22 protein-coding genes are annotated in these 21,520 nt (G+C 65.9%); 16 read left to right on the top strand and 6 right to left on the bottom strand.

Annotated features, from left to right (window positions below; translation table 11 throughout):
* Nucleotides 1-59 precede the first annotated feature (59 nt).
* The 5 genes from PX554_RS10945 to PX554_RS10925 all read right to left on the bottom strand — a co-directional run bounded on the left by PX554_RS10945 (nt 60) and on the right by PX554_RS10925 (nt 2,571).
* Entirely contained in the window at nt 60-329 is a 270-nt protein-coding gene (locus PX554_RS10945) for a hypothetical protein (protein ID WP_093219792.1), read from the bottom strand.
* A 157-nt stretch (nt 330-486) separates the two neighbouring features.
* Nucleotides 487-1,890, bottom strand: coding sequence for a M20/M25/M40 family metallo-hydrolase (locus PX554_RS10940; RefSeq protein WP_275501657.1), 1,404 nt, complete (start codon nt 1,888-1,890; stop codon nt 487-489).
* Nucleotides 1,891-1,893: 3 nt separating this feature from the next.
* On the bottom strand, nt 1,894-2,199 hold the full coding sequence (locus tag PX554_RS10935) for a PIN domain-containing protein (protein ID WP_143023264.1): 306 nt from the start codon (nt 2,197-2,199) through the stop codon (nt 1,894-1,896).
* Nucleotides 2,153-2,329: a hypothetical protein gene (locus PX554_RS10930; RefSeq protein ID WP_176786974.1), complete on the bottom strand. Its 177-nt coding sequence runs from the start codon at nt 2,327-2,329 to the stop codon at nt 2,153-2,155. Before PX554_RS10930 ends, PX554_RS10935 begins: the two co-directional genes overlap by 47 nt.
* Nucleotides 2,326-2,571, bottom strand: coding sequence for a hypothetical protein (locus PX554_RS10925; protein ID WP_093219784.1), 246 nt, complete (start codon nt 2,569-2,571; stop codon nt 2,326-2,328). Before PX554_RS10925 ends, PX554_RS10930 begins: the two co-directional genes overlap by 4 nt.
* A gap of 101 nt (nt 2,572-2,672) precedes the next feature.
* Here PX554_RS10925 and ettA point away from each other — a divergent pair, with 101 nt between their 5' ends.
* From ettA to PX554_RS10855, 15 genes are all read left to right on the top strand, one after another.
* The gene (ettA, locus tag PX554_RS10920; RefSeq protein ID WP_093219783.1) at nt 2,673-4,352 is read left to right on the top strand and encodes an energy-dependent translational throttle protein EttA; all 1,680 of its coding nucleotides are present in this window, start codon (nt 2,673-2,675) and stop codon (nt 4,350-4,352) included.
* A 207-nt stretch (nt 4,353-4,559) separates the two neighbouring features.
* Nucleotides 4,560-6,554 (top strand): lytic transglycosylase domain-containing protein, encoded by a 1,995-nt coding sequence (locus PX554_RS10915; protein WP_275501651.1) that lies wholly within the window; start codon nt 4,560-4,562, stop codon nt 6,552-6,554.
* A gap of 61 nt (nt 6,555-6,615) precedes the next feature.
* The gene (locus PX554_RS10910) at nt 6,616-7,131 is read left to right on the top strand and encodes a GreA/GreB family elongation factor (protein ID WP_275501649.1); all 516 of its coding nucleotides are present in this window, start codon (nt 6,616-6,618) and stop codon (nt 7,129-7,131) included.
* Nucleotides 7,132-7,384: 253 nt separating this feature from the next.
* Nucleotides 7,385-8,002, top strand: a complete 618-nt coding sequence (locus PX554_RS10905; RefSeq protein ID WP_275501647.1) for a hypothetical protein — start codon at nt 7,385-7,387, stop codon at nt 8,000-8,002.
* 792 nt (nt 8,003-8,794) lie between these two features.
* Nucleotides 8,795-9,049: an acylphosphatase gene (locus PX554_RS10900; protein WP_338061584.1), complete on the top strand. Its 255-nt coding sequence runs from the start codon at nt 8,795-8,797 to the stop codon at nt 9,047-9,049.
* 39 nt (nt 9,050-9,088) lie between these two features.
* Nucleotides 9,089-9,973, top strand: a complete 885-nt coding sequence (gene dapA / locus PX554_RS10895) for a 4-hydroxy-tetrahydrodipicolinate synthase (RefSeq protein ID WP_275501642.1) — start codon at nt 9,089-9,091, stop codon at nt 9,971-9,973.
* 42 nt (nt 9,974-10,015) lie between these two features.
* On the top strand, nt 10,016-10,195 hold the full coding sequence (locus tag PX554_RS10890) for an antitoxin (RefSeq protein WP_275501640.1): 180 nt from the start codon (nt 10,016-10,018) through the stop codon (nt 10,193-10,195).
* On the top strand, nt 10,183-10,338 hold the full coding sequence (locus tag PX554_RS26665; RefSeq protein WP_420833447.1) for a type II toxin-antitoxin system RelE/ParE family toxin: 156 nt from the start codon (nt 10,183-10,185) through the stop codon (nt 10,336-10,338). Before PX554_RS10890 ends, PX554_RS26665 begins: the two co-directional genes overlap by 13 nt.
* Before the next feature lie 175 nt (nt 10,339-10,513).
* Complete coding sequence (gene smpB, locus PX554_RS10885; RefSeq protein ID WP_093219770.1) at nt 10,514-10,996, top strand: SsrA-binding protein SmpB; 483 nt, start codon at nt 10,514-10,516, stop codon at nt 10,994-10,996.
* A 2-nt stretch (nt 10,997-10,998) separates the two neighbouring features.
* The gene (locus PX554_RS10880) at nt 10,999-11,529 is read left to right on the top strand and encodes a DUF2062 domain-containing protein (RefSeq protein ID WP_275501636.1); all 531 of its coding nucleotides are present in this window, start codon (nt 10,999-11,001) and stop codon (nt 11,527-11,529) included.
* 45 nt (nt 11,530-11,574) lie between these two features.
* Entirely contained in the window at nt 11,575-13,623 is a 2,049-nt protein-coding gene (locus PX554_RS10875) for a M13 family metallopeptidase (protein ID WP_275501634.1), read from the top strand.
* 433 nt (nt 13,624-14,056) lie between these two features.
* Nucleotides 14,057-16,471: a hybrid sensor histidine kinase/response regulator gene (locus PX554_RS10870; RefSeq protein ID WP_275501632.1), complete on the top strand. Its 2,415-nt coding sequence runs from the start codon at nt 14,057-14,059 to the stop codon at nt 16,469-16,471.
* A gap of 16 nt (nt 16,472-16,487) precedes the next feature.
* A complete protein-coding gene (locus tag PX554_RS10865) occupies nt 16,488-16,841 on the top strand; it encodes a response regulator (protein WP_275501629.1) in 354 nt (117 codons plus the stop codon).
* A 194-nt stretch (nt 16,842-17,035) separates the two neighbouring features.
* On the top strand, nt 17,036-18,124 hold the full coding sequence (gene recA / locus PX554_RS10860; RefSeq protein ID WP_371128236.1) for a recombinase RecA: 1,089 nt from the start codon (nt 17,036-17,038) through the stop codon (nt 18,122-18,124).
* Nucleotides 18,125-18,245: 121 nt separating this feature from the next.
* Nucleotides 18,246-18,872, top strand: coding sequence for a glutathione S-transferase family protein (locus PX554_RS10855; RefSeq protein ID WP_275501627.1), 627 nt, complete (start codon nt 18,246-18,248; stop codon nt 18,870-18,872).
* On the opposite strand, the gene PX554_RS10850 is transcribed toward PX554_RS10855, so the two are convergent.
* Complete coding sequence (locus PX554_RS10850) at nt 18,863-20,179, bottom strand: dicarboxylate/amino acid:cation symporter (protein ID WP_275501625.1); 1,317 nt, start codon at nt 20,177-20,179, stop codon at nt 18,863-18,865. The two genes, PX554_RS10855 and PX554_RS10850, sit on opposite strands and share 10 nt — an antisense overlap.
* A gap of 74 nt (nt 20,180-20,253) precedes the next feature.
* Between PX554_RS10850 and PX554_RS10845 the strand changes: the two genes are divergently transcribed.
* The gene (locus PX554_RS10845; protein WP_275501622.1) at nt 20,254-21,519 is read left to right on the top strand and encodes a M24 family metallopeptidase; all 1,266 of its coding nucleotides are present in this window, start codon (nt 20,254-20,256) and stop codon (nt 21,517-21,519) included.
* Nucleotide 21,520 lies beyond the last annotated feature (1 nt).

The raw sequence follows: 21,520 nt of genomic DNA, 5'->3' as shown, positions 1-21,520 counted from the left end.
CCCCGAACCGGAGCGCCCTTCATAACCGTGGCCGCCACGCGGGGCGGCCCCGACGATCGTTACTTGGTAACGTTGTCAGCCTTGGCGTCGCCCTCGGCGCGGACGTTGTCGGCCGTGTCGTGCGCGTTGTCGGCTGCGTTCGAGAGCATGTCCGAAGCGGCAGCGTTCGAGGTGTTGTCAGCCATCGCGTCCATGTTGTCGGCGGCCGAATCGATGTTGTCGGCGACCATGTCGGCGTTGTTCTCGATGGCGGCGGCTTCCGGGTTCTTGTTGCAGGCGGCGAGCGACATCAGGCCGGCGGCGACGAGAACAAGGGCGATTTTCTTCATGCGGTTGCTCCCAAAGCAGTCTGTATTTTCGCGGCCAGCCCGATGCCGTCGCGAAGCGAAGTGTAACCAACGCGAAGCCGTAACGTTCCATATCGCATTCATATCCCTGGATCGGGATAGCGTGGTTATGGTGCGTTACGTCTTGCGCGCGCTGGCTTTATTGCGCTGCGGGCGCTGGCGCAATCTCTTCCGGCGCATCCGCGACGACGGCGAGCATTGCAGTCCAGGCGGCGACGTTCTGGCGCAACTGTTCGGGATCGATCCGGTCGAGCGTATCCTCGGGCGTGTGATGCCAGTCGAAATAGCGCAGCGCCGATTGGTGGAGGTCGATTCCAGCTACGCCGAGCGCGAGCGTCGGCTCGACATCGGTGCCGCCATGCACCGCGTCGCGCCCGCGCAGCACGCCGATCGGCGCGAGCGCGACCGCGAGCCGATCCTCGACCGGCTTGGCGCTGGCGGCGAAGCTGGTGCTGAACTTCCACACCTGGTCCGATCCTGAATCCGATTCCGCGGCGAGCGCGTGGCGTTCGTCGGCGTGCGCCTTGGCATAGGCGATGCCGCCGAACCCGCCGGTCTCCTCATCGCCGAACCACACCACGCGGATCGTGCGGCGGTGCTTGCCCGCCTCCATCAGCCGCTTGGCCGCCGCCGCGGTGATCGCGATGCCGGCGCCGTCGTCGATCGCGCCGGTGCCGAGATCCCAGCTATCGAGATGCCCGCCGATCGTGATGATGCCCGCCTTGGGGTCGGTGCCCGGCACCTCGGCCACGACGTTGCCCGACGTGCGCGTGCCGACGAACTTCGGCGTCAACGTCAGGTGAAGCGTCACCGGCTTGCCGAGCTTGATCATCCGTTCGAGATTCTCCGCGTCGGCGACCGAAAGCGCGGCGGCGGGGATCGGCGCGACGCCGGCCGCGAAATTTGTGGTGCCGGTATGCGGCCCACGGCCGTGATCGGTACCGATCGAGCGGATCACGATCGCCGCCGCGCCCTTCTTGGCGGCGGCGGTCGGGCCGAGGAAGCGGGCGATGCCGTTGGTGCCATAGCCCGATCCGTCCTGCGTCGGCTGCATCGCGTTCGACACGAAGGCGATCTTGCCCGCGAGGCTGCCGTCGGGCGCGAGCAGCAGATCGTTGATCGTCTCGAAATACACGACCGGCGCGGTCAGCCCGGACGCCGGGGTTGCGCCCGAATTGCCGAGCTCGGTGAGGCGCAGCGGCTGCGGGAAGGGGGCGACCACCTCGGCGCTCTCCGCACCGCGCTCCCAGACGTTGTGGAGTTCATAAGGCTCGACGCGGACGTTCTTGAAACCGAGGCTCTTGAGCTTCGCCACCGCCCAGTCACGCGCCCGCGCTTCCTGCGCGGAACCGTCCGGGCGGGGGCCGATCTCGGTGGTGATCCCCGATACGATGTCCCATGCGACATCGTCCTTCAGCGCGGCATCGCGAAGCGCCGCCACCTTGGCATCGGGCGCGACGGGCGCCGGCATGACGCGCTGCGCCAGCGCGGCGGCGGGGAAAGTGAGGGCACAGCAGAGCAACGCGAGGCGCAAAGGGGTCATGGATTATCCCGATATGGCAGGCAGAATGGGCGAAAGCCCGAGCGAACGCGCCGCCCGATACTGCTGGCGGTCCGAAGTCAGTAAGGGATGATCGAGCCGCTCCGCAATCGCGATGTGGATCGCATCTGGAAATTTCAATGCGAGCGAAGCGCGCCCGGTCAGCACGATCGCGCGATCCAGATCCCCAGGCATCACATCGACGCGCTTCCAATCGGCTACCACACGCTGAAGGTGTCGGATGCGCTCGGCCGCGTCGTCGTCGCTAGTGCTTGGCGCGGGTTCGCGCGGAGATGGCTGACACGGCTTCACCGAAGCCGAACGCGCTGTACATCAGCGATGTGTCATCGGTCACGGCTGCGAGAATCGGATCGACATCGATATCGCCGAGAACGAGGCCAGCAATGACGCCGGCATCCAAGTACAACGTGGTACCGCTCAATGATCGGCCGCGTCGCGCAAGCCCCGGATCAGCGCGGCCGCGTCGTGAACTCGGATCGGCGCCATCGCAGCGCGCGCGGCGGCGAGGACTTCGAGGTCGATCGGCCCTCGTTTGCGGGCCCGCAACGCCGTCAACTCCGCAGCCGGTTTGCCATCGCGCACGAACACCACCTCGTCGCCGCGCTCCAGCGCGTCGAGCCAAGGTTCGCTTTCGCCGTTCACCGGAATTTCGAGCCGCTCCATCGTGCCAGTCTAGCCCCCCGCGCGTCCGTTGCCAATCGGCCCCGACATCCCTAAATGCTCAGCCAAATCCCGCAATCTTCAGCCCCGGAGCACGACCCCGAATGGCCGTCCAATATTCCTATGTCATGAAGGGCCTGACCAAGACCTTCCCGGGCGCAGCCAAGCCCGTTCTCAACAACATCCACCTCCAGTTCCTGCCCGACGCCAAGATCGCGATCATCGGCCCCAACGGCTCGGGCAAGTCGACGCTCATGAAGATCATGGGCGGGATCGATCAGGATTACACCGGCGAGGCTTGGGCCGCCGAAGGCATCAAGGTCGGCTATCTGCCGCAGGAGCCGCAGCTCGATCCCACGAAGGACGTGATCGGCAACGTGCGCGACGGCGCCGGTCCGATCGCGGACATGCTGGCGCGCTTCAACGCGATCTCGGCCGAAATGGGCGATCCCAAGGACGATACCGATTTCGACGCGCTGATGGAGGAGATGGGCGAACTCCAGGCCAAGATCGATGCGGCGGACGGCTGGAGCCTCGACAGCCAGCTCGAACAGGCGATGGAGGCGTTGCGTTGCCCGCCCGGCGACAGCCCGGTCACCAATCTCTCTGGCGGCGAGAAGCGCCGCGTCGCTTTGTGCAAGCTGCTGCTCGAAAAGCCCGACATCCTGCTGCTCGACGAGCCGACCAACCACCTCGACGCCGAGAGCGTGCAGTGGCTTGAGAACTTCCTCAAGGATTACACCGGCAACGTCATCCTCGTCACCCACGATCGTTACTTCCTCGACAACGTCGTCAACTGGGTGCTCGAACTCGATCGCGGCCGCTATTACACCTACGAGAGCAACTATTCGGGCTATCTCGAAAAGAAATCTCAGCGTCTGGCGCAGGAAGAGCGTGAGGAGCAGGGCAAGCAGAAGGCGATCGCCGACGAGCTGGCCTGGATGCGCCAGACCCCCAAGGCCCGTCAGACCAAGTCCAAGGCGCGTATCCGTGCGTTCGACGAGCTGATGGCGGCGCAGGAGAACCGTTCGATCGGCAAGGCGCAGATCCTCATCCAGATCCCCGAGCGGCTTGGCGGCAAGGTGATCGAGGCCAAGGGGCTGACCAAATCGTACGGCGACAAGTTGCTGTTCGAGAACCTCGATTTCACGCTGCCGCCCGGCGGCATCGTCGGCGTGATCGGCCCCAACGGCGCGGGCAAATCGACCCTGTTCAAGCTCATCACCGGGCAGGAACAGCCCGATGAGGGTACGCTGGAAGTCGGTTCGACCGTGCGGCTCGGCTATGTCGATCAGTCACGCGACGATCTCGATCCGAACAAGAACGTCTGGGAGGAAATCTCGGACGGTCTCGACGTGTTCCGCTTCGGCAAGCAGGAACTCGGCACGCGCGCCTATGTCGGCGCCTTCAACTTCAAGGGGCAGGACCAGCAGAAGAAGGTCGGTCAGCTCTCGGGCGGTGAACGCAACCGCGTCCACATGGCCAAGATGCTCAAGGAGGGCGGCAACGTCCTGCTGCTCGACGAACCGACCAACGATCTCGACGTCGAGACGCTGCGTGCGCTTGAAGAGGCGCTGGAGAGTTTCGCTGGTTGCGCTGTGGTCATCAGCCACGATCGCTTCTTCCTCGATCGCCTTGCCACGCACATTCTCGCGTTCGAGGGCAACAGCCATGTCGAATGGTTCGAGGGCAATTTCGAAAGCTACGAGGAAGACAAGCGCCGCCGGCTTGGTGACGCGGCCGATCGCCCGACCCGCCTGGCGTACAAGAAGCTGACGCGCTGAGCGCGCGGGCTGGCGGTCGGAGCGTGTTCGTCTCGATCGCCAGCCCGTCTTCGCCTTGCTGCGGACCGGTGCTGAAATCCTGCGCCGTGGCGCGGCGTGTTATCGCGCGCCACGCCGCACCGATCCGGTCGCACGCCCGACCAACCGCCCGCCGCATTTTCACTTTTGATACGAGACAACTTAGCGTCGCTTCCTTATAGTGACGACATGGTTCCAGCCGTGGTGAAATTCGCGTTGCTTGCCGCCGGCGCATCCGGCGCCTTCGCCGTTGCCGGTGTCGCGCAGGAGCAACTCGGCTGGGGGCGCGCCACCCAGGCGTTGAGCCAGCAGGACCCGGCGCGGGGTGCTGCGCTGTCCGCCGCGATTGCGCAGTGGAAATCGCTTCAGCAGACCAGCGGCTACCCGTTCGAAAGCTACGCCAATTTCCTGATCGCGCACCCCGGTTGGCCCGCCGAAATGTCGCTGCGCCGCGCCGCCGAGCGCGCGATCGACGGCACCACCCCGGTCTCGCCGACCACGGCGGTCGCGTTCTTCCGCCGCTTCGCGCCGCTCACCGGCGCGGGCAAGGTCCGCTTCGCCGAGGCGCTCGCCGCATCGGGCTATCGTGACGAGGCGAATCTCGCCGCGCGCAACGCCTGGGTGTCGGGCAATCTCGCCGTCACCGACGAGGCGAAGATCATCACCGGCTTTTCGGGCGCGCTGACCCAGGCCGATCAAGACACCCGCATGGACATGCTGTTGTGGCAGGGCGCCACCTCGGCCGCGCAGCGCCAGCTCGCGCTCACCAGTGCGGGGCGGCGGCCGGTGTTCGCGGCGCGGCTCGCGTTCCGCACCAATGCGCCCGACGCCGCCGCACAGGCCGCATCGACGCAAAGCTGGGGCATGGCCGATCCGGGCTGGCTCGCCGATCGCGCGGCGTGGCTGCGCAACAACGGCGGCTTCGGCGCGCGCGAACTGCTCGCCCGGCGGCCCGCGCTCGCGACGCGCCCGGCCAATGTCGAGGCGTGGTACGAGGCGCTGCTCACCAACGCGCGCGGCGCGGCGGCGGACGCGCAATATGCCACCGCCTATGACATCGCCCGCCAGGTCGATGACGCGTACCCCGCCGGCACCGACGTCAGCGAACGCCCCTACGGAGAGCGCGACGATTACACGAGCCTCGTCTGGCTCGCCGGCCAGACCGCGCTCAAGCAGCTCGGCCGCGCCGCCGATGCGAGCTCGCTGTTCGCGCGCTACGCGCACGCCTCGAAATCGCCGACCACCCAGTCGAAGGGCTATTATTGGGCGGGTCGCGCCGCCGAAGCCGCCGGCCAGCGCGACGTCGCCACGGGCTATTACAATCAGGCCGCCGGTTTCCCGGACATGTTCTACGGCCAGCTCGCCACCGAACGGCTCGGTCGCGTCCTCGCCGCGCCGGCCGCGCCGGTGATGCGCCCGGTCGATCCGGCCGTGCGCGCGGCCTTCTACAGCCGCGAGACGGTGCGCGCCGCGCAATATCTCGGCACCGCCGGCAATTGGCAGGATCAGAGCGCGTTCGTCCGCCAGATCGCCACCGACGCCAAGACCGACAGCGATCACGTCCTCGCCACGGAACTCTCGCGTACGCTCGGCCGCCCCGATCTCGGCGTGATGGTCGGCCGCAGCGCGCTCCAGAACGGGCTCAGCGATTATTCGACGGTCGGCTTCCCGACCGTGCGCGTGCCCGCCAGCGCGAACGACGATTGGGTGATGGTCCACGCCATCGCCCGGCAGGAAAGCCAGTTCGATCGCGCGGCGATCAGCCATGCCGGCGCGCGCGGGCTGATGCAGTTGATGCCCGGCACCGCGCGCGAAACCGCGACCAAGCTCGGCGTCGGCTATGATGCGAACAACCTCACGGCCGATACCGATTACAACATCATGGTCGGATCGGCCTATTTCGCGCGGATCTACAATCTGTTCGGCAGCTATCCGCTCGCCGTCGCAGCGTATAACGCCGGGCCGGGCAACGTGAACAAATGGCTGCGCGCCAATGGCGATCCGCGCACCGGCAGCGTCGATATCGTCGATTGGATCGAGGCGATCCCGATCTACGAGACGCGCAATTACGTCCAGCGCGTGCTCGAAAACGCGGTGGTGTATGATCTGATGAACCCGCAGCACGCGCGCTCGCGCGGGGTGAACCGGATAAGCTGGTATCTCGGCAAGAGCCGGCCCGGCTGATCCACGCCGCCGGGCCGCGGGCGATGACAGTGTGGGCGGCGCGCGCTATCACGCCGCGCCTATGACCGATCGACCCAATTACATCACCCCCGCCGGCTATGCGGTGCTGCGCGCGGAATATGACGCGCTGCTCGGCGACGAGCGCCCCAAACTGGTCGATGTCATCGCCTGGGCGGCGGGCAATGGCGACCGTTCGGAAAACGGCGACTATATCTATGGCCGCAAGCGCATGCGCGAGATCGACCGGCGGCTCGGCTTCCTCGCACGGCGTATGAAGGCCGCGAAGATCGTGGATCCTTCGGCACAAGCCGACCGCACCCGCATCTGGTTCGGCGCGACCGCCACCATCGTCGATGAGGACGATGTCGAGCGCGTGTTGACGCTGGTGGGAGACGACGAGACCGACGCAGGGGCAGGGCGGATCGGCTGGAACGCGCCGCTCGCCCGCGCTTTACGGGGCGCGGCGGTCGGTGACCTGCGCCGCGTGCTGCTGCCGGCGGGCGAGCGCGAGTATGAGGTGCTCGCGATTTCGTATCCGGAAGCGGTTGAAAGGGAGGGTGTTATCCGATCTGGTTAAGCGTTGATCGTAACCGTGAATGGCAACAAAAAAGTCGCTTCGTAGCTTACAAACCAATCTCCGGTCCGGCGAATATCGAGATATAGGCAGTTGGACAAGTGTCGGCCATCTACACACGGCAAACAGGATGTCATCAGCGAGGAAGTGTCTTGTCGCTTCCTTGCAATTTGTTTCGAGCGCTGCTCAGTTCTCGCTATTGTAGACGGGATGGGGCCGGGCGTGAGGGCTGACGTTCAATTCAGGACGTGATTCAATGACGTTTGTCGCTGCAAAGTGCTTTGGCGAAAGTATCGTCATTGCTTCCGACACCATGATCTCGCGTCCTGCGGGTGCGTCGCACGACATGCTTCCTGGCCGGTTAAAGATCGTGATCGTTAGCTCCAAGGTCACAATCGCGTTCGCTGGTCTGATCAACCAAAGCATAGATGCGATCAGGGAGGTTAGGAGACTTATTTTGACGGGTGGGTTGCTCTCCGGGGTTGAGGAAATCCTCAGAAGGGCGACAGAAAGATATGCTTCGTACGGGGTTGGTCTTGAGTTTATTGTTGCGTCTCACGTCGATGGCGTCGCGCTCAAGCGGATCTGGGAGGGAACTATATCGGCTAATCTTCATGGCACGTGTATTGGAGACCGGGCATTGCAGGCCCGATTGCTCGAAGAAGAAGCGAGGGTGCCGATCCCCATCGTGCCAAGCCGATTTGAGGATGAGAGCCGCTTTGCGCGCGCGTTCATGCAACTGTTCGACGGCATTTATGTGTCAGGGCAAGTGGGCGGATTTGCTGTCATCGCTAACTGTTGCCCGCGAGGTCATTGCTACGGTTATCACACAGGTGTCATGGCATGGGACAGTCTTCGGAGGGCAGGCTTTTAGTGAGCAGCAACTCGCTGATCGTAAAAGTGGCATGACGCAGTGGGCCTACTCCAGTAACGGTTCCTCGCTACGGGGGTCGCGGTGGTCGGATGTCTGGTTGAAGATGCCGGTATCGGGTACATCTACTCACCATTGAGAGCGGACGAGCCGATGGAATGGCGGCCGTCCCTGCCGATATTCGACGGCTCGCTAAGAGCAATACAGGAAGGGTTCGAGCGGGCAATTGAATTAGAAGCTATGCAGGTGGGGGGCGGGATCGACGTTATCTCCGTACCATCTGTTCGTCATGTGCCTTCCGTAAGCGAACTAGAGCAGATCGAATCCTATGCTGCTAATGCTATGCTGCCAACGTGGGTTCGAATGGTTGACGATGGAGTAGAGTTATTTTGCGGGACACCTGATTTTTGGCAAATGGCTCTTGCAAACTTTGCGCCCTGCATCCGGACCCGGTTTTTGTGCTAAAGACAGCAATAGATCGGATCAACGCTACCGTACTCGACAGCCTTTCTCGAGCGGGGCAGGTAACGCCTCGTTAGGAAGGTAATGGAGGGCGAGAGGCCTTGCGTGGTAATCCGCAACGCACCGACAAATACGGCTTCGCGGGACGCCTTGTCCGGCGAGCGGGCACAGTGCCTCCACCCAAGCGACCGGCGTACCCCGCTTTGCGACAAGCCGCTCGAGGCTCTATGGTCTTGCCGGCGGCGCGTGCTACGCGTCGCCGGCGGCGCGTGCGGTGCGCGGGCCCAGTGCAAGGGAAGTCAGGTCGTAATGCAAGTCGTTCAGCGCGTTTTCGTGAGTGGCAAGGTTCAGAATATCGGGTTCCGTGATTGGTCGGTGCGCCGCGCGCGCGATTTCGGAGTCTCGGGCTGGGTGCGCAACCTGCGCGATGGTCGGGTCGAACTGCTCGTCGCCGGTGAGGAAGCCGCGGTGGACGGCATGATCGAAGCGGTCCGCGAGGGGCCGGAGAAGGCGCGGATCGACAATGTCGAGGCCCGCGCCGATACCGAGCGCGCGCCGAAGGGCTTCACCAAGCGCTTCACCGCCTAAAGGCTTTCGTTTCGGCGTCCGCGCGGCTAGGGCGGCGCGATGTTCACAGGCTCGATCCCAGCGCTCGTCACCCCCTTCGCCGAAGACGGCGGCTTCGTGGAGGGGGCGTTCCGCGACTTCGTCGAATGGCAGATCGCGGAAGGCTCCGCCGCGCTGGTACCGTGCGGCACCACCGGGGAATCCGCGACGATGGATTTCGAGGAGCATTTCCGCGTCGTGAAGGTCTGCGTCGATCAGGCGCGGGGCCGCGTGCGGGTCATCGCGGGCGCGGGCAGCAACGATACCCGCGTCGCGATCCGCAACATACGCGCCGCCAAGGACGCCGGCGCCGATTGCGCGCTGATGGTGCCGCCCTATTACAATCGCCCGAGCCAGGACGGCATCTTCCGCCACTTCGCCGCGATCGTAGACGCGTGCGATCTGCCGGTGCTGCTCTACAACGTGCCCGGCCGCACCGTCACCGATATCCTGCCCGAGACGATGGGGCGGCTCGCCAAGGCGTTTCCCGACAGCATCGTCGGCGTCAAGGATGCGACCGGTGCGCTCGCCCGGGTCTCGCAGCAGCGCGCGGCCTGCGGCCCTGCCTTCGCGCAACTCTCGGGCAACGACGAGACCGCGCTCGCCTTCAACGCGATGGGCGGGGTGGGCTGCATTTCGGTGACCGCCAACGTAGCGCCGCGTCTGTGCGCCGAGTTTCAGGCCGCCACCGACGACGAGGATTACACCGCCGCGCTCGGCCTGCACGACCGGCTGTTCGCGCTGCATCTGGCGATGTTTACAGACGCCTCGCCTGGGCCGGTGAAATACGCGGTGTCGAAGGTCATCCCCGGCTTCCCCACCGCCCTGCGCCTGCCGATGACCTGGCCCAGCGAAGCGGCACGGGCGGCAGTGGATGCGGCGATGGCGGCGGCTGGGATCGCCTGAGGAGGCTGGCCCGATCGACGACCTCATGATAACCAGCGAGGCATGAACGTCGAGCGCGCCATTTATGAACGCCCGGACACAGACGCCGAAGCCGCGGCGGATGCGCGTGCGAGAGCGGATATCGCTGCCGGCCGCGTGATTGATCATGCTGAGGTCATGGCCTGGTTGTCCAAGTGGGGCACACCCCAAGAAGTGCCCGCGCCGCCCGAATGGTTCAAATAGTCTGGACGCAGGAAGAGGTTGCCAATCTCGATCCGATTCGCCGCTATATCCAGCAGTTCGATCCCGAAGCCGCGCGTCGCATGGCGCTCCGGTTGATCCGGGCTTGCGACAGCTTGCAGGCGTTTCCCAACCGAGGGCGGTGAGTGTCGGGTGACTGTCGCGAACTCACGATTATTCCGCCCTGTGTCATCCGCTACGACGTAAGCGGCGATGAGGTCTATATCCTCAGCATCCGACATGGCGCACGGCTTACGGACTGAAGGCGCACCAACTCCGGCCTTCCCATCGCCGGCACCGCGCCCTACATGCCCGTCTCTTATGGCCCGTCCCAAACCCCCCGCTTTCGAAAAGACCAAGATCGTCGCCGAGAACCGGCGCGCGCGGTACGATTATTCTATCGAGACGGTGTACGAGGCCGGCATCGCGCTGACCGGCACCGAGGTGAAATCGCTGCGCTCGGGCACCGGATCGATCGCGGAGAGCTATGCCGAGGTGAGCGACGGGCAGGTCTGGCTCATCAACTCGAACGTGCCCGAGTTCAGCCACGGCAACCGCTTCAACCATGAGCCGAAGCGCCCGCGCAAATTGCTGCTCCATGAGCGCGAGATCAACAAGATGCACGGCGCGGTCGCGCGCCAGGGCATGACGCTCGTGCCGCTGATGATCTACTTCAACTCGAAGGGCCGCGCGAAGGTCGAACTCGCGCTCGCCAAGGGCAAGAAGGATCACGACAAGCGCGAGGCGACCAAGGAGCGCGACTGGAAGCGCGAGCAGGGCCGCCTGATGCGGGATCGCGGCTGACGATGTTCGCGAGGGCCGCCGCCTGGGCGCACCGCAACCTGCCGACCCGCGACACCCTCGAGCGCAATCGCCTGCTCCGCCCGGTCGCGCACCGGGTGCTCGCGCCCGCTTTGTGGCGGTTCACCCGCCGCTCGGTGCCGCGCGGCGTCGCGCTCGGCATGGTGACGGGCATCTTGTTCCCGGTCGCGCAGGTGCCGCTGTCGGCGCTGCTCGCGCTGCCGGTGCGCGCGAACATTCCGACCGCGGCGCTCACCACCTTCATCACCAACCCGCTCACCACGCCGCCATTGTGGGTCGCGGCCTATTGGATCGGCAGCCGCCTGCTCCGCTACGAGGGGGCGAGCGTACGCGCCGGCGAGGGCTGGCTGCACTGGCTGGTCTCGCAGGCGGGCCCTTCGCTGGTCGTCGGGTTGCTCACCATCACCGCCGTCTTCGCGGTGACGGGCTTCGCCGCGAGCGCGCTCGGCTGGCGCTGGTGGATCGTGCGCAAGTGGCGCGCCCGCGCGCTGCGCCGGGCTGGACCAGCTCTGTAACATTCGCGTAGAACACCGCATCCAAACGGTTTTTCGGGGTGCGTCATGTTCAGATCCTCTACCCTCGCGGCGCTGCTGTCCGCCACGATCCTGGCCGGCTTCGCGCTCAGCCCGGTCGCCAGTCAGACTGCCGCACCCGCCGCCGCGCCGGCCGCCAAGCCGCAGTTCGGCACCTTCGGCTTCGATGAGGCGGGGATGGACCGCTCGGTCGCGCCCGGCGACGATTTCTACCGCTACGGCAACGGCACCTGGGCCAAGACCACGCCGATCCCGGCCGACAAATCGAACTACGGGTCGTTCAACCTGCTCTCCGACCTGTCCGAGGCGCGCACGCGCGGCATCCTCGAAGCTGCCGCGAAAGACCCGGCCTCGAAGATCGGCACCGCCTACGCCACCTTCCTCGATCGGCCCGCGATCGACGCCAAGGGCCTCGCCCCGATCCAGCCGTGGCTCGGCAAGATCAAGGCGCTCGCCACGCGCGGCGGCTATGCGGCACTGGTCGCCGAGGCCGCCCGCGCCGGCATCGACGGTCCGTTCGCGAGCGGCGTCAATCAGGACGACAAGAACCCCGAAGTCTATGCGCTGGGCCTTCAGCAATCGGGGCTGGGCCTGCCCGATCGCGATTATTATCTGAGCAAGGATGCCAAACTCGCCGAGGCCAAAGCCGCGTATCAGACGCACATCGCCAAGATGCTCACGCTCGCCGGCGAGCCCAATGCCGAGGGCCGCGCCAAGGCGATCGTCGATTATGAGACCCAGATCGCCACGATAAGCTGGACCCGCACCGAAAGCCGCGACGCCGACAAGACCTACAACAAGCTCACCGTCGCCGCGCTCGCCAAGTCTGCGCCCGGCTTCGACTTCGCCGCCTATTTCTCGGGCATCGGCGCGCCGGTCGATAGCGTCATCGTCGCGCAGCCGAGCGCCGTCACCGGTATCGCCAAGCTGATCGCCGCCGCGCCGCTCGGCGTGCTGCGCGATCAACTGCTGGTCCGCTCGCTCGATGCCTATGCCGACGTACTCCCCAAGGCGTTCGACGACGCGCATTTCGCCTTCTACGGCACCATCCTGTCGGGCACGCCCGAGCAGGAGGCGCGGTGGAAGCGCGCGGTGCAATTCACCACCGGCGCGATCGATGACGAGGTCAGCAAGCTCTACGTCGCCAAATATTTCCCGCCCGAGACCAAGGCGGCGGCCGATGCGCTCGTCCACAACATCATCGCCGCGATGGACGCGCGCATCGACAAGCTCGATTGGATGACACCCGAGACCAAGCGCCGCGCCCATGCCAAGCTCGCCGCCTTCACCCCCAAGATCGGCTATCCGAGCCAGTGGAAGGATTACAGCGGCCTCACCATCACGGCGGGCGACGCGTTCGGCAACGCATGGCGCGCCAATGCATTCAGCCACGCCTATAACGTCGGCCATCTCGGCAAGCCGATCCAGCGCTGGGAGTGGGGGATGACCCCGATGGAGGTCAACGCCTATGCCAACCCGCCGATGGTCGAGATCGTCTTCCCGGCCGCGATCCTCCAGCCGCCGTTCTTCGATCCCGCCGCCGATCCGGCGGTCAACTATGGCGGCATAGGCGCGGTGATCGGGCATGAACTGACGCATCATTTCGACGATCAGGGCGCCAAGTACAACGAGCACGGCCAGCTCGCGAGCTGGTGGACTCCCGCCGACGTCTCGGCGTTCAACGCGCGCACCGAGGCGCTCGCCAAGGAATATGACGCCTATGAGCCGTTGCCGGGCGTGCACCTCAACGGCCACCTCACGCTCGGCGAGAACACCGCCGATCTCGGCGGCCTGACGATCGCCTACGATGCCTATCGCGCCTCGCTCGCCGGGAAGGCGCCGCCGGTGATCGACGGGTTCAGCGCCGATCAGCGCTTCTATCTCGGCTGGGCGCAGGTGTGGCGGCGTAACTACCGCGAGGCGAATTTGCGCCAGCGGTTGCTCACCGATCCGCACAGCCCGTCCGAACAGCGCGGAAACATCGTGCGCAACCTCGATCCGTGGTATGCCGCGTTCAAGCCCAAGCCGGGCCAGAAACTGTACCTCACGCCCGAACAGCGCGTGCGGATCTGGTAGCAGGACGTAACGTATCCCAATCCGGCGTTCCCGCGAAAGCGGGAACCCAGAGCCAAGCAGAACACGATCTACGGTTCTTGCTACTCTGGACTCCCGCTTTCGCGGGGGAACCAAGTTTTAAAATCGGGTGACGATCCATTCACCCGTTCGTGCTGAGTAGAGATCGAGTAGGGCCGAAGGCCCGTATCGAGATGAGCAGGTGAACATGCCCCCGGCATGTTCAGGATCATCTGGGGGATGATCCGACCTGCTCATCGTATCGAAGCACAGGTTGCGCGCGGGGCGTGTGCTTCGATACGCCACCTCGATATGCCTGCTGCGCAGGCTACTCGGCGGCTACTCAGCACGAACGGAGTTGTATTGGCAGAGACTGATCATCGCACGCCGATATGTGATAGCCTCGCAGCCCAACCCTAGCCAAAGAAGGATAAGAATGGCCAGCCTTCCTATCCTCAAGTCCGCCGACTCGAACCCAACCCGCGACGCGGCGCTGATCGCCGGCGCGACCGGAATCGTCGCCGCCCTCGTGATCCTCGGCCTGCTCGGCAACGTCGTGATCGCCGCCGCCTTCCTCGCCACCGCGATTGTCGGGGGCGGCGGGATGATCGTCTTCCGGCGCCTGTTCCCGTCCAGCGCGGGCGAGGGCGCCGAACCCGATTGGGCGCTCGCGCGCACGCTCGCCGCCGCCAGCGCCGATGCGGTCGCGGTCACCGATCGGGCGGGGCGGCTGGTCTGCGCCAACGATCACTATGAGGCGCTGTTCGGCGGCTTCCCGACCCCGCCCGGTCTGCCGTTCGACGGCGACGGGGCCGAGCGGATCGGCGTCGCCGGGCGCCGCGCCTGGCGGGATGGCACCGCCACGCTCGACCGGCTGGTCACGCGCGGCGCCAGTGTCGTCGCGGATATCGCCTGCGCGGGCGAGGACGGGGATCTGCTCGTGTGGCGCTTCCGCCAGACCATGCGGGTCAATCTCGCCGCCACCGTCGAGGAACTCGTCGCCGGGCGTATCGGTGAGCAATTTGGTCGCGCCGGCATCATGGTCACGCTGATCGGGCATGACGGCCGCGTCATTGCCGCCAACAGCGTGCTGCGCGCGCGCGCGATGGGGCATGCCGATGCCGCGATCACGGGCCGCGACTTCGCGCGCTTCCTCATCACCGACGAACGCGGGCTGGTGCGGTTCGAGCGCGAGGGCATGCTCAAGAACCCGCTGCGCGTCTTGCAAATCCCCTTCGTCGAGGGCGATGACGCGCCGATGCTGGTCGCGCTGATCGACGAGGAGCAGAGCGGCGCGCCCGCCGTCGGCGCGAGCGCCAGCGCGCACGTCCAGACGCTCGTCGCGCTGATGCCGTTCGGCGTCGCGCTGGTCGGCAACGACGGGCGGTTCCTCCAGATGAACGAGTCGTTCGCGCGCGCCGCCTTGGTCGATCCCGCCGCGCCGCCGGTCTATCCGGGCGATCTCGTCGTGCGCGAGGACAAGGGCGTCATCGCCGATGCGGTGCGCCGTTTCGCAAGCGGCGCGACCCATTCGACCGATCTCGCCATCCGTCTCAAGGATCACCCCGACGAGCCGGTCGCGCTGTCGATCGCCGGCGCGCGGGGCTTGGGCGATGCGGCGGTGCTGCTGAGCCTCAAGGACAATGGCGAGGAGACCCGGCTCAAGCGCGAAGTGGCGCAGGCCACCAAGATGCAGGCGGTCGGCCAGCTCGCCGGTGGCGTCGCGCATGATTTCAACAACATCCTGACCGCGATCATCGGCCACTGCGACCTGATGCTGATGCGCCATTCGCCCGGCGACAGCGATTATGACGACATTCAGCAGGTCCGCGCCAATTCGAACCGCGCCGCCTCACTCACCCGGCAGTTGCTCGCCTTCTCGCGCCAGCAGACGTTGCGCCCGCAGGTGCTGCAACTGCCCGATGTCGTCTCGGAGGTGTCGCAACTGCTCAAGCGGCTGCTCGGCGAGAGCATCACGCTCAAGGTGAAGCATGGCCGCAATCTCGCGCCGGTGCGCGCCGATCCGGGGCAGCTCGAACAGGTGGTCGTCAATCTCGCCGTCAACGCGCGCGACGCGATGCTGGCCAAGCCGCCGAAGGGGGGCGCGGTGCTCTCGATCCGCACCTTCGCGATGACGGCGACCGATGTGCGGCGGATGGGCTCGGATATTCTGCCGGTCGGCGATTATGTCGGGCTGGAGGTGTCCGATAACGGTGCCGGCATTCCGCCAGATGTTCTGCCCAAGATTTTCGAGCCGTTCTTCACCACCAAGGATGTCGGCAAGGGCACCGGGCTCGGTCTTTCGACCGTGTACGGCATCGTCAAGCAATCAGGCGGCTACATCTTCGCCGATTCGAAGCCGGGGCAGGGGGCGGTGTTCAGCATCTATCTCCCCGTCCATACCGCGTCCGCCCCCGTCGCCGACACGGTGATCGCGCCGCCGGGCAAGCCGCTCGATCTGTGGGGCAGCGGCACGATTCTGCTCGTCGAGGACGAGGACATGGTCCGCGCCGTCGCCGAACGCGCGCTCACCCGGCAGGGCTATACCGTGCTCGGCGCCGAGCATGGCGAGGCCGCGCTCGAACTGCTCGCCAGCCACCCGCGCCCCGATCTGCTCGTCTCCGACGTGATGATGCCGCTGATGGACGGCCCGACGATGGTGCGCCACGCCCGCAAGCTTTATCCCGACCTGCCGATCCTGTTCATGTCGGGCTATGCCGAGGAGACGTTGCGCAAATCGATCGACCTCGAAAACGTCGCCTTCCTCGCCAAACCCTTTTCCGTGCAGCAACTTGCCGAGGCGGTGCGCGCGATGATGGGGGCGAAAGGGCTTGGCGCGGACGCGAGTTGATGGTTATGGACCCGTCATGACCGCACCCCGCAATATCCTGATCGTCGAGGACGAACCCCTGATCGCGATGATGCTCGAGGATTTTCTCGAGGTTCTCGACAAGGTTCCGGTCGGCACCGCCGATTGCGTGTCGGTCGCGATGGGTCTCATCGAAGCCGGCGGCATCGACGCGGCGATCCTCGATCTCAATCTGCGCGGCGGCGAAACCAGCCTGCCGATCGCGGACGCGCTCGCGGCGGCGGGCATCCCGTTCGTCTTCGCCACCGGCGGCTCGCACGACAGCGTCGCCGAACGCTTCCGCGATCGCCCCTCGCTCGCCAAGCCGTTCACGATGGACGGTGTGAGCAAGGCCCTCGACGCACTGGCCTAAACCCGTCGCCCCGGCGAAGCCCGGGGCCGCTGTGGCGGGACGATCGCCAAGTCATAAGCCGGCCCCGGCCTTCGCCGGGACGACGCGTGTTGGAAAATATCTGTTCCACTCTTGTTCCATTAGAACAAATAGGATACGTCGCTTCCAACACGCATTGAATGCGCAGGCACATCGGTTTAGCGACGGAGGCTCTCGTGGCGGCATCACTGAAGGTCATCGACACCAAAATGGCAGCTTCCAACACAAAGGCCGCGGATGAGCGGCAGAAGGCGCTCGACGCGGCGCTCGCACAGATCGACCGCGCGTTCGGCAAGGGCTCGGCGATGCGGCTCGGCTCCAAGGAGACGATGCAGGTCGAGGCGATCTCGACCGGCTCGCTCGGGCTCGACATCGCGCTCGGCGTCGGCGGCCTGCCGCGCGGTCGCGTGATCGAGATCTACGGCCCGGAAAGCTCGGGCAAGACCACGCTCGCGCTGCACGTCATCGCCGAGGCTCAGAAGACCGGCGGCACCGCCGCGTTCGTCGATGCCGAACACGCGCTTGATCCGGTCTATGCCAAGAAGCTCGGGGTCAACATCGACGAGCTGATCGTCTCGCAGCCCGACACCGGCGAGCAGGCGCTCGAGATCGTCGATACGCTCGTGCGCTCGAACGCGATCGACGTGCTGGTGGTCGATTCGGTGGCGGCGCTGGTGCCGCGCGCCGAAATCGAGGGCGAGATGGGCGACAGCCACGTCGGCCTGCAGGCGCGCCTGATGTCGCAGAGCCTGCGCAAGCTCACCGGCTCGATCAGCCGTTCGCGCTGCATGGTGATCTTCATCAACCAGCTCCGCATGAAGATCGGCGTGATGTACGGCAACCCGGAGACCACCACCGGGGGCAACGCGCTGAAATTCTACGCGAGCGTCCGTCTCGACATCCGCCGCACCGGCCAGATCAAGGATCGCGAGGAGATCATCGGCAACACCACGCGCGTCAAGGTCGTCAAGAACAAGGTCGCGCCGCCGTTCAAGCAGGTGGAGTTCGACATCATGTACGGGCAGGGCGTCTCCAAGATCGGCGAGATTCTCGATCTTGGCGTCAAGGCCGGGCTCGTCGAGAAATCGGGCGCGTGGTTCAGCTACGACAGCGTCCGGATCGGCCAGGGCCGTGAGAACTCGAAGAATTTCCTCAAGGAAAACACCGAGATGTGCGAGCGTCTCGAAAAAGCCATCCGCAGCCGTACCGACAAGGTCGCCGAAGAGATGATGGCCGGCCCCGAGGATGACGACATCGACATGTGAGCGAGCTTGCTGAAATTCGAAGCGGCGTTCATCCAGACGCCGCAAAGCCCGGAAAGGCCCGCCCCTGTGGCGGGCCTTTCAGTATGCCGGAACCGATCGCCTTCGTCCGCGCTTGAGTTTCATGACGATCACCGTTCACCATCTCGAGAACTCCCGCTCGCAGCGCATCCTGTGGCTGCTCGAAGAGCTGGGCCTGCCCTATGAAATCCGCCGCTACGCCCGCAATCCCAAGACGATGCTCGCGCCCGAAGCGCTCAAGCGCCTCCACCCGCTCGGCAAGTCGCCGATGATCGAGGACGACGGCCGCATCCTCGTCGAGACCGGCGCGATCGTCGAATATCTCGTCGAAAAAGGCGACGGTCGGTTCGCCGCCCCCGCACACCGCGACGCGGCGCTGCGCTACCGCCAGTTCCTCCACTATGCCGAAGGCTCGCTGATGCCGCCGCTGTTCGTGCTGCTCGTGCTCGGCCGCGTGCCGCTGTTCGGCCGCACTGCGCGTCGGCGATTCCGGCCGATGGTCGACGTGCATCTCGATTATGTCGAAACCGTCCTCGCGACGCAGCCGTGGTTTGCTGGCGACACGATCTCCGCCGCCGACGTGATGATGAGCTTCCCGCTCGAGGCCGCGCGCAGCCGCGCCGGACTCGATGAGTCGCGGCCCGCCACGATCGCCTGGCTCGATCGCATCCACGCGCGCCCGGCCTATCAGGCCGCGCTCGCCAAAGGCGGGCCCTACGCTTACGCGTGACGCGTGAAGCCGTGGCTCGGCGCATGCGGCGGCTCGATCTCGGCCGGCGCGGGCGGCTCGAGATCGCCCTCCCAGCGCGCGACCACGCTCGCCGCGATCGCATTGCCGACGACGTTGGTCGCCGAGCGGCCCATGTCGAGGAACTGGTCGACCCCGATTATGAGCAGCAGCCCTGCCTCCGGAATGCCGAACTGACCGAGCGTCGCCGCGATCACGACGAGGCTCGCGCGCGGCACGCCGGCGATCCCCTTCGACGTCACCATCAGCGTCAGCAGCATCGCGATCTGCGTGCCCAGTGTGAGCTGGATGCCGTAAGCCTTGGCGATGAACAGCGACGCGAACGTCATGTACATCATCGACCCGTCGAGATTGAACGAATAGCCGAGCGGCAGCACGAAACTGGCGATCTTGGCGGGCACGCCGAACCGATCGAGCGCCTCCAGCGTGCGCGGGAACGCCGCTTCGGATGAGGCGGTCGAGAAGGCGAGCAGCGCCGGTTCGCGGATGTAGCGGAGTAACATCCCCGCGCGCCGGCCGATCACCGCGAAGGCGAGCGCACCGAGCACGATCCACAAAGTCGCCAGCCCGAAATAGACGCTGCCCATGAAATAGGCGAGCTTGAAGATCAGCCCCGGCCCATGTTCGGTCAGCGCGGCCGTGATCGCCGAGAATACCGCGATCGGCGCCAGCCGCATGACGTAATCGGTGATCTGCAACATCACGGCGGCCAGCCCCTCGGCGGCCGTAACCAGCGGCGCCGCGCGCTCGCCGACGGCGGTGATCGCCACACCGAAGAACACCGAGAAGATCACGATCTGGAGGATCTCGTTGGTCGCCATCGCGTCGACGATCGAACTCGGCACGATATGCGTGATGATCTTGGCGACATCGAATCCGCTCGCGTCGAGCCCGACCGCGGCGTTGACCGGGGGCGGCGTGAGATGCGGGCTGAGCCCGAGCGTGTCGCCGAAATCCGAGGTGAGGTGGAACAGCAACAGCCCGAGCGTCAGCGAAACCAGGCTGGCGCCGATGAACCACCCGACCGACTTCAACCCGACCCGCCCGAGCGCGCCGGTATCCCCCATGTGCGCGATACCCACGACCAGCGTCGAAAACACCAGGGGCGCGATGATCATCTTGATGAGGCGCAGGAACACCGTCGTCAGGATCGAGAACCAGCCGGCGATGCCCTTGAGCCGCGCGGCCGCGTCGGGTGAGCCGTCATCGATACCGGCGTGGATCGTCCAGCCGAGCACGATGCCGAGCACCAGCCCGCCGAGGATGTACCACGTCAACCGCTTCGCCAAGTCTATTCTCCCGCTGGCCCCGTATATAGCGAAGGGCATTGCCCCGGCGCCGTCAAGCGTCCTATCGGGTTCCGATGCAGCAAAATATTTTCCTGGGCCGCCGCAGGGTGTTGAAGATGGCGGGGGCGTTGCCCTTGCTCGCCGCGACGCATGCCGTCCGCGCGGCCGAGCCCGATCTCGCCGGCCTGGCCGATATCACCAGGGACGCGGCGCCGATAACGGCCGCCGAACGGCTTGCCCGCATCTCACGCGCGCAGGCGCTGATGAAGGCGAACGGCATCGGCGCCGTGCTGGTCGAGGCGGGATCGTCGCTGATCTATTTCACCGGCGTCGCCTGGCATCGCAGCGAGCGGCTGACCGCCGCGATCCTGCCGGTCGAGGGCGATCCGTGCATCGTCACCCCGTTCTTCGAGGAACCCTCGGTGCGCCAGACGCTCGCCATTCCGTGCGATGTGCGTGTGTGGCAGGAAGACGAAGACCCGCTCAAGTTCGTCGCCGGCTTCCTACGCGAGCGCGGTCTCGCCAGCCGCGCGGTCGGGATCGAGGAGACGGTGCGCTACTTCGCGGTCGATGGTCTCGCGCGCGCCATGCCCGACGCCAGGATCGTTTCGGCCAATCCGGTCGTGCGCGGCTGCCGGATGGTCAAGACCGCGCCCGAGATCGCGCTGATGCAGCGTGCGACCGACGTGACGATCGCCGCCTATCGTTGGGTGTATCCGCGCGTCGAGAAAGGCATGACGCGCGAGCAGATCGCCGCGCTGATGAACGCCGCAACCCGCAAGCTTGGTGGCGATCCCGAATTCGCGCTGGTGCTGATCGGCGAGGCGGCGGCCTATCCGCACGGCAGCCGTGCGCCGCAGGTGGTCGCGGACGGGCAGGTGGTGCTGATGGATTGCGGCTGCACCGTTCAGGGCTATCAATCCGATGTGTCGCGCACCTTCGTGTTCGGCACCGCGAGCAAGGACCAGCGCACCGTCTGGGACCATGTCCGCGCCGGCCAGGCCAAGGCGTTCGCGGCGGCGCGGATCGGCACGCCGGCGGGCGCGGTCGATGATGCGGTGCGCGGCTTCTACGAGACCCTCGGCTATGGCCCGCGCTACCGGATGCCGGGCCTGTCGCACCGCACCGGCCACGGGATCGGGCTCGACGGGCACGAGCCCGTCAACCTCGTCCACGGCGAGACGATGCCGCTCGCCGCCGGCATGTGCTTCTCCGATGAGCCGGGGCTTTACCTGCCGGGCAAGTTCGGCGTCCGGCTCGAGGATTGTTTCCACATGACCCCGGGCGGTCCGAAGTGGTTTTCGGTGCCGCCCGTCTCGATCGACGCGCCGCTGGGGTGAC

Source organism: Sphingomonas pollutisoli (assembly GCF_029167165.1).
GTDB classification, from domain to species: Bacteria; Pseudomonadota; Alphaproteobacteria; order Sphingomonadales; family Sphingomonadaceae; genus Sphingomonas; species Sphingomonas pollutisoli.
The sequence above is the reverse complement of the archived record's forward strand: the minus strand, read 5'-3'. Positions and strand labels throughout refer to the sequence as shown.

Excerpts from the sequence above, each read along its gene's own strand:
- PX554_RS10905 (WP_275501647.1), top strand. The coding sequence starts at position 7,385 with ATGACGTTTGTCGCTGCAAAGTGCTTTGGCGAAAGTATCGTCATTGCT.
- PX554_RS10925 (WP_093219784.1), bottom strand. The coding sequence starts at position 2,571 with ATGGAGCGGCTCGAAATTCCGGTGAACGGCGAAAGCGAACCTTGGCTC.
- PX554_RS10915 (WP_275501651.1), top strand. The coding sequence starts at position 4,560 with ATGGTTCCAGCCGTGGTGAAATTCGCGTTGCTTGCCGCCGGCGCATCC.
- PX554_RS10855 (WP_275501627.1), top strand. The coding sequence starts at position 18,246 with ATGACGATCACCGTTCACCATCTCGAGAACTCCCGCTCGCAGCGCATC.
- smpB (WP_093219770.1), top strand. The coding sequence starts at position 10,514 with ATGGCCCGTCCCAAACCCCCCGCTTTCGAAAAGACCAAGATCGTCGCC.
- PX554_RS10890 (WP_275501640.1), top strand. The coding sequence starts at position 10,016 with ATGAACGTCGAGCGCGCCATTTATGAACGCCCGGACACAGACGCCGAA.
- PX554_RS10875 (WP_275501634.1), top strand. The coding sequence starts at position 11,575 with ATGTTCAGATCCTCTACCCTCGCGGCGCTGCTGTCCGCCACGATCCTG.
- PX554_RS10845 (WP_275501622.1), top strand. The coding sequence starts at position 20,254 with ATGCAGCAAAATATTTTCCTGGGCCGCCGCAGGGTGTTGAAGATGGCG.
- PX554_RS10865 (WP_275501629.1), top strand. The coding sequence starts at position 16,488 with ATGACCGCACCCCGCAATATCCTGATCGTCGAGGACGAACCCCTGATC.
- ettA (WP_093219783.1), top strand. The coding sequence starts at position 2,673 with ATGGCCGTCCAATATTCCTATGTCATGAAGGGCCTGACCAAGACCTTC.
- PX554_RS10880 (WP_275501636.1), top strand. The coding sequence starts at position 10,999 with ATGTTCGCGAGGGCCGCCGCCTGGGCGCACCGCAACCTGCCGACCCGC.
- PX554_RS10910 (WP_275501649.1), top strand. The coding sequence starts at position 6,616 with ATGACCGATCGACCCAATTACATCACCCCCGCCGGCTATGCGGTGCTG.
- dapA (WP_275501642.1), top strand. The coding sequence starts at position 9,089 with ATGTTCACAGGCTCGATCCCAGCGCTCGTCACCCCCTTCGCCGAAGAC.
- PX554_RS10945 (WP_093219792.1), bottom strand. The coding sequence starts at position 329 with ATGAAGAAAATCGCCCTTGTTCTCGTCGCCGCCGGCCTGATGTCGCTC.
- PX554_RS10870 (WP_275501632.1), top strand. The coding sequence starts at position 14,057 with ATGGCCAGCCTTCCTATCCTCAAGTCCGCCGACTCGAACCCAACCCGC.
- PX554_RS26665 (WP_420833447.1), top strand. The coding sequence starts at position 10,183 with ATGGTTCAAATAGTCTGGACGCAGGAAGAGGTTGCCAATCTCGATCCG.
- PX554_RS10940 (WP_275501657.1), bottom strand. The coding sequence starts at position 1,890 with ATGACCCCTTTGCGCCTCGCGTTGCTCTGCTGTGCCCTCACTTTCCCC.